The organism is Streptomyces avidinii (assembly GCF_045161815.1).
GTDB classification, from domain to species: Bacteria; Actinomycetota; Actinomycetes; order Streptomycetales; family Streptomycetaceae; genus Streptomyces; species Streptomyces avidinii.
The window spans coordinates 2,785,115-2,800,521 of sequence record NZ_CP108863.1 but is presented as its reverse complement, the minus strand read 5'-3'; the positions used below and the strand labels follow the sequence as shown (position 1 = coordinate 2,800,521).

At 65.2% G+C, this 15,407-nt stretch carries 9 protein-coding genes, 1 tRNA gene and 3 rRNA genes; 10 read left to right on the top strand and 3 right to left on the bottom strand.

Features of this window, described 5'->3' with window-relative positions; all coding sequences use genetic code 11:
• Positions 1-6 precede the first annotated feature (6 nt).
• Both dapB and OG373_RS12005 read left to right on the top strand, forming a co-directional pair.
• Positions 7-759 carry a 4-hydroxy-tetrahydrodipicolinate reductase gene (gene dapB, locus OG373_RS12010; protein WP_189973218.1) on the top strand — a complete coding sequence of 251 codons (753 nt, stop codon included), beginning with the start codon at positions 7-9 and terminating at the stop codon, positions 757-759.
• A 16-nt stretch (positions 760-775) separates the two neighbouring features.
• On the top strand, positions 776-1,228 hold the full coding sequence (locus OG373_RS12005; RefSeq protein ID WP_397737040.1) for a hypothetical protein: 453 nt from the start codon (positions 776-778) through the stop codon (positions 1,226-1,228).
• Between the two features lie 35 nt (positions 1,229-1,263).
• On the opposite strand, the gene OG373_RS12000 is transcribed toward OG373_RS12005, so the two are convergent.
• Together OG373_RS12000 and OG373_RS11995 are read right to left on the bottom strand one after the other, a co-directional pair.
• Positions 1,264-1,830: a PH domain-containing protein gene (locus OG373_RS12000; RefSeq protein ID WP_397737038.1), complete on the bottom strand. Its 567-nt coding sequence runs from the start codon at positions 1,828-1,830 to the stop codon at positions 1,264-1,266.
• Between the two features lie 48 nt (positions 1,831-1,878).
• A complete protein-coding gene (locus OG373_RS11995; protein ID WP_052872205.1) occupies positions 1,879-2,118 on the bottom strand; it encodes a hypothetical protein in 240 nt (79 codons plus the stop codon).
• A gap of 223 nt (positions 2,119-2,341) precedes the next feature.
• Here OG373_RS11995 and thyX point away from each other — a divergent pair, with 223 nt between their 5' ends.
• From thyX to OG373_RS11955, 8 genes are all read left to right on the top strand, one after another.
• Entirely contained in the window at positions 2,342-3,082 is a 741-nt protein-coding gene (gene thyX / locus OG373_RS11990; protein ID WP_397737036.1) for an FAD-dependent thymidylate synthase, read from the top strand.
• 200 nt (positions 3,083-3,282) lie between these two features.
• Positions 3,283-4,182, top strand: a complete 900-nt coding sequence (gene dapA / locus OG373_RS11985) for a 4-hydroxy-tetrahydrodipicolinate synthase (protein ID WP_405438070.1) — start codon at positions 3,283-3,285, stop codon at positions 4,180-4,182.
• A gap of 124 nt (positions 4,183-4,306) precedes the next feature.
• Positions 4,307-5,992, top strand: a complete 1,686-nt coding sequence (locus OG373_RS11980) for a ribonuclease J (protein WP_189973213.1) — start codon at positions 4,307-4,309, stop codon at positions 5,990-5,992.
• Between the two features lie 621 nt (positions 5,993-6,613).
• Positions 6,614-8,138 (top strand): 16S ribosomal RNA (locus tag OG373_RS11975).
• A 282-nt stretch (positions 8,139-8,420) separates the two neighbouring features.
• Positions 8,421-11,543 (top strand): 23S ribosomal RNA (locus OG373_RS11970).
• A gap of 76 nt (positions 11,544-11,619) precedes the next feature.
• Positions 11,620-11,736 (top strand): 5S ribosomal RNA (gene rrf, locus OG373_RS11965).
• Together the 16S, 23S and 5S rRNA genes with 1 tRNA gene alongside form the textbook arrangement of a ribosomal RNA operon.
• A gap of 5 nt (positions 11,737-11,741) precedes the next feature.
• Positions 11,742-11,817 (top strand) — tRNA-Thr (locus OG373_RS11960).
• Positions 11,818-12,011: 194 nt separating this feature from the next.
• Positions 12,012-12,617 (top strand): HdeD family acid-resistance protein, encoded by a 606-nt coding sequence (locus tag OG373_RS11955; RefSeq protein ID WP_405438068.1) that lies wholly within the window; start codon positions 12,012-12,014, stop codon positions 12,615-12,617.
• A gap of 45 nt (positions 12,618-12,662) precedes the next feature.
• Here the strand turns inward: OG373_RS11955 and OG373_RS11950 are convergent, their stop codons facing one another.
• Entirely contained in the window at positions 12,663-15,248 is a 2,586-nt protein-coding gene (locus OG373_RS11950; RefSeq protein WP_405438067.1) for a SpoIIE family protein phosphatase, read from the bottom strand.
• Positions 15,249-15,407 lie beyond the last annotated feature (159 nt).

The following is a 15,407-nucleotide window of genomic DNA, read 5'->3' as shown; positions in this document are numbered from 1 at the left end:
AGCAACATGAGCAAGCTGCGCGTGGCGGTCCTCGGAGCCAAGGGCCGGATCGGCGCCGAGGCGGTCAAGGCGATCGAGGCCGCCGAGGACATGGAACTGGTCGCGGCGCTCGGCCGCGGCGACAAGCTGGAGACGCTGGCCGACGCCGGCGCCCAGGTCGCGGTCGAGCTGACCACCCCGGCATCGGTGATGGGGAACCTGGACTTCCTCATCCGCCACGGCATCCACGGCGTGGTCGGCACCACCGGCTGGACCGAGGACCGCCTCGCCCAGCTGAACACCTGGCTCGCCGGCTCGCCGGAGACCGGTGTGCTCATCGCCCCGAACTTCTCCATCGGCGCCGTCCTCACCATGAAGTTCGCCGCCCAGGCCGCCCGATACTTCGAGTCCGTCGAGGTCATCGAGCTGCACCACCCGAACAAGGTCGACGCCCCCTCCGGTACGGCGACCCGTACGGCGCAGCTCATCGCGGCCGCCCGCGCCGAGGCCGGCCTCGGCGCCCAGCCCGACGCCACCGCCACCGCCCTCGACGGGGCGCGCGGTGCCGACGTCGACGGCGTCCCGGTGCACGCCGTCCGCCTGCGCGGCCTGCTGGCCCACCAGGAGGTACTCCTCGGCGGCGAGGGCGAGACCCTGACCATCCGTCACGATTCCCTGCACCACAGCAGCTTCATGCCGGGCATCCTGCTCGGCACGCGCCGAGTGACGCAGACCCCGGGCCTCACCTTCGGCCTGGAACACTTCCTCGACCTGGGCTGACCGGACTGATTTCACGATGCGCGCGAAGATCACGTACTTCCTCACGGCCGCTGTCCTGGTGGTCTACTTCGTCCTGGCCGGCAGCCGGGGCCTGATGCTGATCCAGCACGGAACCCTGCTCACGGTCACCTTCGGGGTGGCCGTGCTGATCCTGCCGGTCATCGGGGTCTGGTTCCTCTGGCAGAACACGCGGTTCGTCACGCGGGCCAATCACCTCGCGACCGAGCTGGAGGCCGAGGGCGGACTGCCCGTAGACGAGCTGGAGCGGGACACGTACGGGCGGATCCTGCGGGACTCCGCTGACGAGGTCTTCGCGCGCCGCAAGGCCGAGACCGAGGACGCGCCGGGGGACTGGCGCAGCTGGTTCCGGCTCGCCGTCGCCTACCACGACGCCCGGGACACCCCGCGGGCGCGCAAGGCGATGCAGCGGGCGATCGCCCTGCACGACAAGAAGCCCGTACAGGTCTGATCCCCGTACGGGCTTCCGCGGGCGGTTCAGGCCGCTCAGGCGGCCACGGGCCGGTGCTCGTCGGCCCAGGCCCCGACCATGTCTGCGGCCCGGTCGAAGGCCTCGGGCCGCGACAGGAAATCGGCGTCGTGGTCGGTGAGCAGCACCGGCGGCTCCGCCTCGCCCTGCGCGGACATCGTCAGCGCCTGGCCCTGTACGGTCCTCGGCAGTCCGAGCCAGCGCACCGGCTGCTGCACCGTACGGAGCTCGCCGACCTGGCTCCACGGGAGGGTGCGGGTCACGAAGAAGCCCACCCGGCGCAGCCCCGCGGGGCTCACCCACACGCCCACGCGCAGGGTCTGCACGGCCGAACCGACGACCGCGAGGGCGGCGACCAGGCAGACCACCGCTCCGCCCCAGCCGCCCGCGAAGGCGACGATCATCGTGGCCAGCAGCATGAAGGCCGACAGCAGGAGCAGCACCGCGCCGATCCCCACGCGCCAGGGTCCGGGCCGGTAGGGCCGACGCCACCGGTCCTGGTCGGCATGGGCCAGGATCTCGTCGCCGTCGCCGTCGTCATCCACATCGGATACGCCGTCGGCCGTCAGGAAGGGCAGGGGCACGGCTGGACCTCACTCACATGCACGTTCGGTTGGGCTGTGCCCGTGAGGCTACCGCCCCTGGGACGCCTCCGACTGCTGCGACTTCTCCGGCACCTTGGTCGGCTGCAGCGCGGGCATACCGAAGAGCAGTGAGCCGGCGAGCCCCGCAACCACGGTCAGTCCGACCAGGGTACGGGCGGCCAACTGGGTCCGGCCCAGGCGCTCGCGCGGCGGCGGAGTGACGTTGCTTCGGAAACGGTCGGCCTCGGAGACGAAAGCGAACGGGACGGGTTCGCGCCGGAGGAACATCAGAGCGAATCTCCTCGGGGTGGATGGGTTCGGGTTCTGTCAGGTAGGACGTACGAGCCCCTCAATCGGTGCCGGATTTCCGGACATTAGGAAAAATTCATGGCTGTGCGTCAGCTGTGCGAGACCCCGCGCGGAGGCCGCACGCCGCGTGCGTCGGCATGGGCTGCGCGAGGGGCGCCGTAGAGTGGGCGCGCCCCAGGACGCACGTTTGGAAGGACCCCCGGTGAGCGAAACCGCCGCTTCAGATCTGAAACCCAGCTTCCGCAGCGAGGTGACGGTGGAGCTGGTGAAGCACTCCGCCGCCGACTCCGACGTGCTGTGGGCCGCTCGTGTCTCCACGGCCGGCGAACAGTCGCTGGAGGAGCTGCAGAAGGACCCGGAGCGTTCCAAGGGCCTCATCAACTATCTGATGCGCGACCGCCACGGCAGCCCCTTCGAGCACAACTCGATGACTTTCTTCATCAGCGCTCCGATCTTCGTCTTCCGCGAGTTCATGCGGCACCGCGTGGGCTGGTCGTACAACGAGGAGTCGGGCCGCTACAGGGAGCTCGAACCGGTCTTCTACGTCCCGGACGCCGAGCGCAAGCTGGTCCAGGAGGGCCGCCCGGGCAAGTACGTCTTCGTCGAGGGCACCCAGGCGCAGCAGGAGCTGACCGCGCGCGTCATGGAGGACTCCTACGTGCAGGCCTACGAGGCCTACCAGGAGATGCTCGCGGCGGGCGTGGCCCGGGAGGTTGCCCGTTCGGTCCTGCCGGTCGGTCTTTTCTCCTCGATGTACGCCACCTGCAACGCGCGCTCGCTGATGCACTTCCTCGGTCTCCGCACGCAGCACGAGCTCGCGGCCGTCCCGTCCTTCCCGCAGCGGGAGATCGAGATGGTCGGCGAGAAGATGGAGCAGCACTGGGCGAAGCTCATGCCGCTGACGTACGCGGCCTACAACGGCAACGGTCGCGTTGCCCCGTAAGGGCCGATACACCCGCGGCGCACAGATGTCCGGCGTTAAGTCCTAAGTGTCCGTATTGCGACGTTTCGTAAAGTTCATCTAGGCTGATCAAACGGACCCGGCACTGCTTGAACCCCCGAGCAGGCAGTGCCGGCGTCCAACACCCCGTTGACGTCCCCCGAGGGGACACCGCGAGCATGGCAGCGAGTAGCGTGTTACCCATGGCTCCGATCTCGACTCCGCAGACCCCCTTCGGGCGGGTCCTCACCGCCATGATCACGCCGTTCACGGCGGATGGCGCACTCGACCTCGACGGCGCGCAGCAGCTCGCCGTCCACCTGGTGGACGCAGGCAACGACGGCCTGATCATCAACGGCACCACCGGTGAGTCGCCGACCACCACCGACGCGGAGAAAAACGACCTCGTACGAGCCGTGCTCGAAGCCGTCGGAGACCGCGCCCACGTGGTCGCCGGTATCGGCACCAACGACACCCGCCACACCCTCGAGCTGGCCCGCCAGGCCGAGCTCACCGGCGCCCACGGCCTGCTCGCCGTCACCCCGTACTACAGCAAGCCGTCGCAGGAAGGCCTCTTCCGGCACTTCACGGCGATCGCCGACGCCACCGGGCTTCCGGTCATGCTCTACGACATCCCCGGCCGCAGTGGTGTCCCGATCGACACCGAAACCCTGGTCCGGCTGGCCGAGCACCCCCGTATCGTTGCCAACAAGGACGCCAAGGGCGACCTCGGCCGCGCCAGCTGGGCCATCGCACAGAGCGGCCTGGCCTGGTACTCGGGCGACGACATGCTGAACCTGCCGCTCCTGTCGGTCGGCGCGGTCGGCTTCGTCTCGGTGGTCGGCCACGTGGTCACCCCCGAACTGCGCGCCATGCTGGAGGCCCACCTGGGCGGAGACGTCCAGAAGGCGACCGAGATCCACCAGAAGCTGCTCCCTGTCTTCACCGGTATGTTCCGCACCCAGGGTGTGATGACCACCAAGGGCGCGCTGAACCTGCAGGGCCTGCCCGCGGGCCCGCTGCGGCTCCCGCTGGTCGAGCTGTCCGCCGAAGAGACCGCCCAGCTCAAGATCGACCTTGCCGCCGGCGGGGTACAGCTCTGACAACAGACTTCACAACTCAATAAGCACGAACAAACGAATACAGAACAGCCAACAGCAAGTGCACGAATGACATGCGCGCCACGTGCCTTCCGGGGTACGTGGCGTGCGTGGTGAGGAGACACTTTTGAGCCATCCGCATCCGGAACTCGGTCCGCCGCCGAAGCTGCCCAAGGGCGGCCTCAGAGTCACCCCCCTGGGTGGTCTCGGCGAGATCGGCCGCAACATGACCGTCTTCGAGTACGACGGCCGTCTGCTGATCGTCGACTGCGGCGTCCTCTTCCCCGAGGAGGAGCAGCCGGGCATCGACCTGATCCTGCCGGACTTCTCGTCCATCCGGGACCGCCTCGACGACATCGACGGCATCGTGCTCACGCACGGCCACGAGGACCACATCGGCGCCGTCCCCTACCTCCTCCGGGAGAAGGCGGACATCCCGCTGATCGGCTCCAAGCTGACGCTGGCCCTCATCGAGGCGAAGCTCCAGGAGCACCGCATCCGCCCCTACACCCTCGAGGTGAAGGAGGGCGAGCGCGAGAGCCTCGGCCCGTTCGACTGCGAGTTCATCGCGGTCAACCACTCCATCCCGGACGCCCTGGCCGTGGCCATCCGTACCGGCGCCGGCATGGTCGTGGCCACCGGCGACTTCAAGATGGACCAGCTCCCGCTGGACAACCGCCTCACCGACCTGCACGCCTTCGCGCGTCTGAGCGAAGAGGGCATCGACCTCCTTCTCTCCGACTCCACGAACGCCGAGGTCCCGGGCTTCGTCCCGCCCGAGCGCGATATCTCCAACGCCATCCGCGGCGTCTTCGCGAGCGCCCAGAAGCGGATCATCGTGGCGTCCTTCGCCAGCCACGTGCACCGCATCCAGCAGATCCTCGACGCCGCCCACGAGTTCGACCGCAGGGTCGCCTTCGTCGGCCGCTCGATGGTCCGCAACATGGGCATCGCCCGTGACCTGGGCTACCTGAAGGTCCCGGCCGGGCTCGTCGTGGACGTCAAGACCCTCGACGACCTGCCGGACGACGAGGTCGTGCTGGTCTGCACGGGCTCCCAGGGCGAGCCGATGGCGGCCCTGTCCCGCATGGCCAACCGCGACCACCAGATCCGGATCGTCCCCGGCGACACCGTGATCCTGGCGTCGTCCCTGATCCCGGGCAACGAGAACGCGGTCTACCGCGTGATCAACGGCCTGACCCGCTGGGGCGCCAACGTCGTGCACAAGGGCAACGCCAAGGTGCACGTCTCGGGTCACGCCTCGGCCGGCGAGCTGCTGTACTTCTACAACATCTGCAAGCCGCGGAACCTCATGCCGGTCCACGGCGAATGGCGTCACCTGCGCGCCAACGCCGAGCTCGGCGCCATGACGGGCGTTCCGAAGGACCGCATCGTCATCGCCGAGGACGGCGTGGTCGTCGACCTGATCGACGGCAAGGCCCGGATCTCCGGCAAGGTGCAGGCCGGCTACGTGTACGTCGACGGCCTGTCGGTCGGCGACGTCACGGAGGTTCACCTCAAGGACCGCAAGATCCTCGGTGACGAGGGCATCATCTCGGTCTACGTCGTCGTGGACAGCAGCACGGGCAAGATCGTCAGCGGCCCGAACATCCAGGCCCGCGGCTCCGGCATCGACGACTCGGCCTTCTCCTCGGTCATCCCGAAGATCGAGGAATCCATTGCCCGCGCCGCGGCCGACGGCGTCGCCGAGCCGCACCAGATCCAGCAGCTCATCCGCCGCACGATGGGCAAGTGGGTCTCGGACGGCTACCGCCGCCGCCCGATGATCCTCCCGGTCGTCGTCGAGGTCTGACCCTCGCCGTAGCGACCGCACGGGAGCGGGGCAACCGGATTTGCATCCGGGGGCCCCGCTCCAGTACGTTTACGTCTCCACCTCGCACGACACCCAGGCACACACGTGTGTCCGGACGAGTCGTGCGGGCGGGTGGGAATCAAGACCCAGGGAGACCTGATAAAGTCTGGTCCGCCCGAAAGGGAAAGGCCTCTCCAACGGCCACCAATTCAAATCCGAGTCGGAATCGACACGGAAATGGTCTGGTAAGGTTGGAACCGCCGGAAAGGGAAACGCGAAAGCGGAAACCTGGAAAGCGCCGAGGAAGTCGGACACGAAAGAGTCTGATAGAGTCGGAAACGCAAGAACAGAACGAAAGCCCGGAGGAAAGCCCCAGCCGAAGTTGCTGCGGGTGAGTACAAAGGAAGCGTCCGTTCCTTGAGAACTCAACAGCGTGCCAAAAATCAACGCCAGAAGTTGATACCCCGTCCACTTCGGTGGATGAGGTTCCTTTGAAAAAGACCTGTCGGGCCTTCGGGCACTGGCAGGCAACAACACAGCGAGGACGTTGTGGCGCGTCGGTCTTATTCCGACATGACGTGCCCGCTCTAAGTGATGTGTGCACCCGATTACGGGTAAACATTCATGGAGAGTTTGATCCTGGCTCAGGACGAACGCTGGCGGCGTGCTTAACACATGCAAGTCGAACGATGAAGCCCTTCGGGGTGGATTAGTGGCGAACGGGTGAGTAACACGTGGGCAATCTGCCCTTCACTCTGGGACAAGCCCTGGAAACGGGGTCTAATACCGGATACCACTCCTGCCTGCATGGGCGGGGGTTGAAAGCTCCGGCGGTGAAGGATGAGCCCGCGGCCTATCAGCTTGTTGGTGGGGTAATGGCCCACCAAGGCGACGACGGGTAGCCGGCCTGAGAGGGCGACCGGCCACACTGGGACTGAGACACGGCCCAGACTCCTACGGGAGGCAGCAGTGGGGAATATTGCACAATGGGCGAAAGCCTGATGCAGCGACGCCGCGTGAGGGATGACGGCCTTCGGGTTGTAAACCTCTTTCAGCAGGGAAGAAGCGAAAGTGACGGTACCTGCAGAAGAAGCGCCGGCTAACTACGTGCCAGCAGCCGCGGTAATACGTAGGGCGCAAGCGTTGTCCGGAATTATTGGGCGTAAAGAGCTCGTAGGCGGCTTGTCACGTCGGATGTGAAAGCCCGAGGCTTAACCTCGGGTCTGCATTCGATACGGGCTAGCTAGAGTGTGGTAGGGGAGATCGGAATTCCTGGTGTAGCGGTGAAATGCGCAGATATCAGGAGGAACACCGGTGGCGAAGGCGGATCTCTGGGCCATTACTGACGCTGAGGAGCGAAAGCGTGGGGAGCGAACAGGATTAGATACCCTGGTAGTCCACGCCGTAAACGTTGGGAACTAGGTGTTGGCGACATTCCACGTCGTCGGTGCCGCAGCTAACGCATTAAGTTCCCCGCCTGGGGAGTACGGCCGCAAGGCTAAAACTCAAAGGAATTGACGGGGGCCCGCACAAGCAGCGGAGCATGTGGCTTAATTCGACGCAACGCGAAGAACCTTACCAAGGCTTGACATATACCGGAAAGCATTAGAGATAGTGCCCCCCTTGTGGTCGGTATACAGGTGGTGCATGGCTGTCGTCAGCTCGTGTCGTGAGATGTTGGGTTAAGTCCCGCAACGAGCGCAACCCTTGTCCTGTGTTGCCAGCATGCCCTTCGGGGTGATGGGGACTCACAGGAGACCGCCGGGGTCAACTCGGAGGAAGGTGGGGACGACGTCAAGTCATCATGCCCCTTATGTCTTGGGCTGCACACGTGCTACAATGGCCGGTACAATGAGCTGCGATACCGCAAGGTGGAGCGAATCTCAAAAAGCCGGTCTCAGTTCGGATTGGGGTCTGCAACTCGACCCCATGAAGTCGGAGTTGCTAGTAATCGCAGATCAGCATTGCTGCGGTGAATACGTTCCCGGGCCTTGTACACACCGCCCGTCACGTCACGAAAGTCGGTAACACCCGAAGCCGGTGGCCCAACCCGTAAGGGAGGGAGCTGTCGAAGGTGGGACTGGCGATTGGGACGAAGTCGTAACAAGGTAGCCGTACCGGAAGGTGCGGCTGGATCACCTCCTTTCTAAGGAGCACAGTACCGATTGCAGACAAATGTTCTGCACGGTCAGCTCATGGGTGGAACGTTGATTAGTTGGCATCTTCGGTCTGATGGTTCTCGAGTACTGCTTCGGCGTGGAAAGAGGAGACGGACGAACGGAGATGCTTGGCACGTTGTTGGGTCCTGAAGGTACGGCCGTGAGGTCATGTCTTCAGTGCCGGCCCCAGTGAACTCGCCAGCTTGTCTGGTGGGGTGATGGGTGGCTGGTCGTTGTTTGAGAACTACACAGTGGACGCGAGCATCTGTGGCCAAGTTTTTAAGGGCGCACGGTGGATGCCTTGGCACCAGGAACCGATGAAGGACGTGAGAGGCCGCGATAGGCCCCGGGGAGCTGCCAACTGAGCTTTGATCCGGGGGTGTCCGAATGGGGAAACCCGGCAGTCGTCATGGGCTGTCACCCACTGCTGAACACATAGGCAGTGTGGAGGGAACGAGGGGAAGTGAAACATCTCAGTACCCTCAGGAAGAGAAAACAACCGTGATTCCGGGAGTAGTGGCGAGCGAAACCGGATGAGGCCAAACCGTATGCGTGTGATACCCGGCAGGGGTTGCGCATGCGGGGTTGTGGGAATTCTTTTGATCGGTCTGCCGGCCGGTCGGCGAGTCAGAAACCGTTGATGTAGTCGAAGGACATGCGAAAGGTCCGGCGTAGAGGGTAAGACCCCCGTAGACGAAACATCAGCGGCTTGCTTAAGAATCTCCCAAGTAGCACGGGGCCCGAGAAATCCCGTGTGAATCTGGCGGGACCACCCGCTAAGCCTAAATATTCCCTGGTGACCGATAGCGGATAGTACCGTGAGGGAATGGTGAAAAGTACCGCGGGAGCGGAGTGAAATAGTACCTGAAACCGTGTGCCTACAAGCCGTGGGAGCGTCGCCGTTGTTCTTCGGAACAACGGTCGTGACTGCGTGCCTTTTGAAGAATGAGCCTGCGAGTTAGCGGTGTGTAGCGAGGTTAACCCGTGTGGGGAAGCCGTAGCGAAAGCGAGTCCGAATAGGGCGATTGAGTTGCACGCTCTAGACCCGAAGCGGAGTGATCTAGCCATGGGCAGGTTGAAGCGGAGGTAAGACTTCGTGGAGGACCGAACCCACCAGGGTTGAAAACCTGGGGGATGACCTGTGGTTAGGGGTGAAAGGCCAATCAAACTCCGTGATAGCTGGTTCTCCCCGAAATGCATTTAGGTGCAGCGTCGTGTGTTTCTTGCCGGAGGTAGAGCACTGGATAGGCGATGGGCCCTACCGGGTTACTGACCTTAGCCAAACTCCGAATGCCGGTAAGTGAGAGCACGGCAGTGAGACTGTGGGGGATAAGCTCCATGGTCGAGAGGGAAACAGCCCAGAGCATCGACTAAGGCCCCTAAGCGTACGCTAAGTGGGAAAGGATGTGGAGTCGCAGAGACAACCAGGAGGTTGGCTTAGAAGCAGCCACCCTTGAAAGAGTGCGTAATAGCTCACTGGTCAAGTGATTCCGCGCCGACAATGTAGCGGGGCTCAAGCGTACCGCCGAAGTCGTGTCATTGCAGCAATAGGGCCAACGCCCGCTGTGATGGGTAGGGGAGCGTCGTGTGCCGGGTGAAGCAGCAGCGGAAGCTAGTTGTGGACGGTTCACGAGTGAGAATGCAGGCATGAGTAGCGATACACACGTGAGAAACGTGTGCGCCGATTGACTAAGGGTTCCTGGGTCAAGCTGATCTGCCCAGGGTAAGTCGGGACCTAAGGCGAGGCCGACAGGCGTAGTCGATGGACAACCGGTTGATATTCCGGTACCCGCTTTGAAACGCCCAATATCGAATCAGGCGATGCTAAGTCCGTGAAGCCGTTCCGGACCCTTCGGGGAAAGGAAAGTGGTGGAGCCGACGAACCAGACTTGTAGTAGGTAAGCGATGGGGTGACGCAGGAAGGTAGTCCAGCCCGGGCGGTGGTAGTCCCGGGGTAAGGGTGTAGGCCGAGGGGTAGGCAAATCCGTCCCTCATTAAGGCTGAGACCTGATGCCGAGCCGATTGTGGTGAAGTGGATGATCCTATGCTGTCGAGAAAAGCCTCTAGCGAGTTTCATGGCGGCCCGTACCCTAAACCGACTCAGGTGGTCAGGTAGAGAATACCGAGGCGTTCGGGTGAACTATGGTTAAGGAACTCGGCAAAATGCCCCCGTAACTTCGGGAGAAGGGGGGCCATCACTGGTGATCCGATTTACTCGGTGAGCTGGGGGTGGCCGCAGAGACCAGCGAGAAGCGACTGTTTACTAAAAACACAGGTCCGTGCGAAGCCGTAAGGCGATGTATACGGACTGACGCCTGCCCGGTGCTGGAACGTTAAGGGGACCGGTTAGTGACCTTTCGGGGTTGCGAAGCTGAGAACTTAAGCGCCAGTAAACGGCGGTGGTAACTATAACCATCCTAAGGTAGCGAAATTCCTTGTCGGGTAAGTTCCGACCTGCACGAATGGCGTAACGACTTCTCGACTGTCTCAACCATAGGCCCGGTGAAATTGCACTACGAGTAAAGATGCTCGTTTCGCGCAGCAGGACGGAAAGACCCCGGGACCTTTACTATAGTTTGATATTGGTGTTCGGTTCGGCTTGTGTAGGATAGGTGGGAGACTTTGAAGCAGCCACGCCAGTGGTTGTGGAGTCGCCGTTGAAATACCACTCTGGTCGTGCTGGATGTCTAACCTCGGTCCGTGATCCGGATCAGGGACAGTGTCTGATGGGTAGTTTAACTGGGGCGGTTGCCTCCCAAAGGGTAACGGAGGCGCCCAAAGGTTCCCTCAGCCTGGTTGGCAATCAGGTGTTGAGTGTAAGTGCACAAGGGAGCTTGACTGTGAGACCGACGGGTCGAGCAGGGACGAAAGTCGGGACTAGTGATCCGGCGGTGGCTTGTGGAAGCGCCGTCGCTCAACGGATAAAAGGTACCCCGGGGATAACAGGCTGATCTTCCCCAAGAGTCCATATCGACGGGATGGTTTGGCACCTCGATGTCGGCTCGTCGCATCCTGGGGCTGGAGTCGGTCCCAAGGGTTGGGCTGTTCGCCCATTAAAGCGGTACGCGAGCTGGGTTTAGAACGTCGTGAGACAGTTCGGTCCCTATCCGCTGTGCGCGTAGGAATATTGAGAAGGGCTGTCCCTAGTACGAGAGGACCGGGACGGACGAACCTCTGGTGTGCCAGTTGTCCTGCCAAGGGCATGGCTGGTTGGCTACGTTCGGGAGGGATAACCGCTGAAAGCATCTAAGCGGGAAGCCTGCTTCAAGATGAGTATTCCCACCTCCTTGAGAGGGTAAGGCTCCCAGTAGACGACTGGGTTGATAGGCCAGATGTGGAAGCCCGGTAACGGGTGAAGCTGACTGGTACTAATAGGCCGAGGGCTTGTCCTCAGTTGCTCGCGTCCACTGTGTTAGTTCTGAAATAACGAACAGCTGTGTCCATGCCAGCGTTCAAATTTCATAGTGTTTCGGTGGTCATAGCGTTAGGGAAACGCCCGGTTACATTCCGAACCCGGAAGCTAAGCCTTTCAGCGCCGATGGTACTGCAGGGGGGACCCTGTGGGAGAGTAGGACGCCGCCGAACAACCCGCCCTTTTAGCTCAGTCGGTAGAGCGTCTCCATGGTAAGGAGAAGGTCAACGGTTCGATTCCGTTAAAGGGCTCCAAATAAGAAGGCCCCCGCCAATAGGTGGGGGCCTTTTTTTGTTTTCGCTCCGGGGGCGGGCACGGTCGCCGGGCGGGCTGGGGAGTACCTGCCTAAAGTGGATGTGAAGGGAAGATAAGGAAGGTACGTCCGGCGGCTTCGAGGTGCCAGGTATCCCCTGCCCCCAGTGGCCGTCCGGTTGGCCCAGGAGGCGTGATGACCGTACCCCCCGACGCGGCGCCGCAGCACCCGCAGCACACGCACAGCGACCCCGAGGACCTTTTCAAGCAGGTCGGAGCCACGTGGCACTGGGCTCTCGGCTTCGCCCTCGTGACCTTGATCCCCGGCATTCTGGTGCTGGTCTGGCCCGACGAGACGCTTCACATCCTGGCCGTCATCATCGGCCTCCAGCTCCTGGTGGCGGGCGTCTTCCGCTTCGTCACGGCCTTCTCGCACAGCGGCGAGGGCGGCAGCAAACTGGCGGGGGTCCTGATCGCCATGCTGGCGTTCCTGGCCGGCGTCCTGGTCCTGCGGCATCCGATGCAGACGATCGGCGCGCTGTCCTTGATCGTCGGGGTGTTCTGGTTGCTGACCGGAGTGCTCACGGCTTTCACCGCGATCGCTGACCACTCACTCGTGCACCGGGGCATGCGCTTCGGCCTGGGCGCCCTCGGCGCCGTTGCCGGCATCGTCGTGCTCTGCTTCCCCGTGGACTCCGCGGTCGCCCTGACCCGGCTGCTGGGGCTCTGGCTGGTACTGCTCGGCGTCTTCGAGCTGGTGATGGCCTTCGCGCTGCGGTCCGCCACGCGCCGCACCTCCTGAGTCCGGGCCCGTCCGGACGCAGGAGGTGCGGCCGGGCCCGCCCGGTCAGTCGCCCGTGCGCTGCTCCGGGACGCGGAAGGCCAGGATGGCCATGTCGTCCGAGGCGGGTTCGGCGGCGAAGCGTTCCACCGCGCGCAGGACGCGGGAGGCCACCGCGCCCGCGGTGAGGCCCGTACAGGTGGTGAGGACCTCGGCGAGGCCGTCGTCGCCGAGCATGCGGGTGCCCTCGCGGCGTTCGGTCACGCCGTCCGTGACGCACAGCAGGACATCGCCGGGGTCGAGGGTGAGGGTCTGCTCGTAGAGGTCCAGGTCGTCGATCACGCCCAGCAGGGGCTGCGGGTCGGCGGCCGCGTCGACCTGGCCGTTCGGGCGCAGGCGCAGTGGCAGCGGGTGGCCCGCGCAGACGACCTTCATCAGGGCGCCGCCGTCGGGCTGGGGGTGCAGCTCGCCGTAGAGGAGGGTCAGGAAGCGGCTGCGGGCGCCCTCGTCGAGGATGGCCGCGTTGAGCCGCTCCAGCACGGCCGGGCCGCCGAGGCCCTCACGGGCCAGCAGGCGCAGTGCGTGCCGGGCGAGGCCCGTGACCGCGGCCGCCTCGGGGCCGGTGCCGCAGACGTCACCGATGGCGAAGCCGTACGCGCCGTCGCGGATCGGGAAGACGTCGTAGAAGTCTCCGCCGACCTCGTTGCCCTCGCCGGCCGCGCGGTAGATGACCTCGACCTCCATGCCGGGGATCGCGGGGGAGCCGGGCGGCAGCAGGCTGCGCTGGAGGGAGCGGCTGATCGCGGTGCGCTCGGAGTAGAGGCGGGCGTTGTCCAGGGCCAGGGCTGCCCTGCGCGAGAGGTCCTCGGCGAGTTCGAGGATCTCCTGGCGGAAGTGCTCCTCCCGCGGCTTGCCGAGGGTGAGCATGCCGATCACGCGGTTGCGGGCGAGGAGGGGCAGGACCACGGTCTCGCCGCCGACCGCGAGGGTCGCCTCGGCCCAGGGGCGGGCGCCGGCCTCGCGGACCGGTTCGGGCGGGCTGACCCGGGAGAGCAGTTCCTTGAGGCCGTCGATGCGCTCCTCGTCCTCGTGGAGGACGTAGGAGAGGTACGGGTCGGAGGACTGGTCGGCGATCGTGTAGACGGCGCACCAGGTGGCGAGGGTCGGCACGGTCATCTGGGCCATCAGCGCCAGGGTCTGGTCCCGGTCAAGGGTACCGGCCAGCAGGTCGGAGGCCTCGACGAGGAAGGAGAGGGAGCCGCGGCGCAGCCGTTCCAGTTCGCCGAGGCGGGCGGACTCGACGGCGAGGGCGATGCGGTCGGCGGCGAACTGGAGGTGCAGGGCCTCTTCGTTGGAGTAGCGGCCGGGGGTTTCCGCGGCGACGCCGAGGGAGCCGGTGAGGCGGCCCTCCACCTTGAGGGGGACGGTGACGGCGGAGCGCATGCCGGTGGCCTCCAGGAGCGGTACGGCTCCCGGTGAGGCGATGAGGTCGTCGTGGACGGCGGGCATGCGGGCGGAGCCGTAGCGGTTGGTGCCGGCCTCGACGGGGACGCGGGCGAAGCGCTGGCGGGTGGAGGGCAGGCCGGTGGTGGCGCGGACCTCCAGCTCGGTCTCGTCGTCGGTGGCGAGCAGCAGGAAGGCGGCGTCGGCGTCGAGCAGGTCGCGGGCGCGCTCGACGGTGCGCTGGAGGAGCCCGTCGAGGTCGTCGGGGGCCGGGGAGCCGATGAAGACCTCGAAGGGGTCCGTGGGGCGCGGGTCGGTGAAGTGGCCGCTGTCGGAGGTGGGCACCCGTACCGGGGTCTGGAGCAGGGCGCGCTCGTCGTCGTGGACGAGGAGGCAGACGATCGAGGGTTCGCCGTGGGCGTCGCGGACCCGCAGGTGGGAGGCGAAGACGGGGATGACGCGGCCGTCGGCCCCGCGGACGCCGTAGCTGCCCTCCCAGCGGGACAGGCGCAGGGCCTCGGCGATGCCCGTGCCGGTGCCGGGGGTCTGCGGCCAGGCGGCGAGCTCGGCGAGCGGGCGGCCCAGGGCCTTCTCGGCGGGGTGGCCGAAGATGTGCTCGGCGTCCTCGTTCCAGGCGGAGATGGCGTCGTCCGAGTCGATCTGGACGACGGCGACGCGGACCCGGCTGTCGGCCAGGGGCAACAGCTGGTCGGGGACGACGGGGCCCGCGGAGCGGGTACCGACCGGCCGGTCTGGCAGGTCGAGGCGGAACCACACGTGCTTGTGCGTGGCGGTGTACTCGACGCCCCAGCGGGTGGCGAGGGCGGCGCAGAGCATCAGGCCGCGGCCGTTCTCGCGGTCGGGGTCGGCGTAGGGGCGCTCTCCGGGGTGCTGGAGCGGGAGCTCGCGCTCCGGGTACCGGTCGGCGACCTCGACCCGTACGCCGCCCTCGGCGCGCAGGCACAGGACCTCGGCCCGGGTGCCGGCGTGGACCACGGCATTGGTGACGAGCTCGCTGGTGAGGACCACCGCGTCGTCGACGATGTCCGCGAAACCCCAGCCGTGCAGGGTGTCGCGGACGAACCCGCGGGCGGCGGCGACCGAGCGCCCGAGGGGATCGAAGCTGGCAGCCGCCCGTGCCGTGATCACGAGTCTCCTTCGACGCGGTTGGACATCGGGTGCCAGGTTACTTACCTTCGCGGACGGCATGGTGCCGTCGTCGGGGATTCCACCCGCAGGGTACGGCGGGTGTGCGATGGTGCCGAAGTGTTATGGCCGGGTTCGGCCAGAGTGAAACACTGGGCAGGCTTGCAGAGCCGGCTTGTGATGAGTCAGGTGTCCGGTGGAAAAGCGGTCGACCCTTTCGGG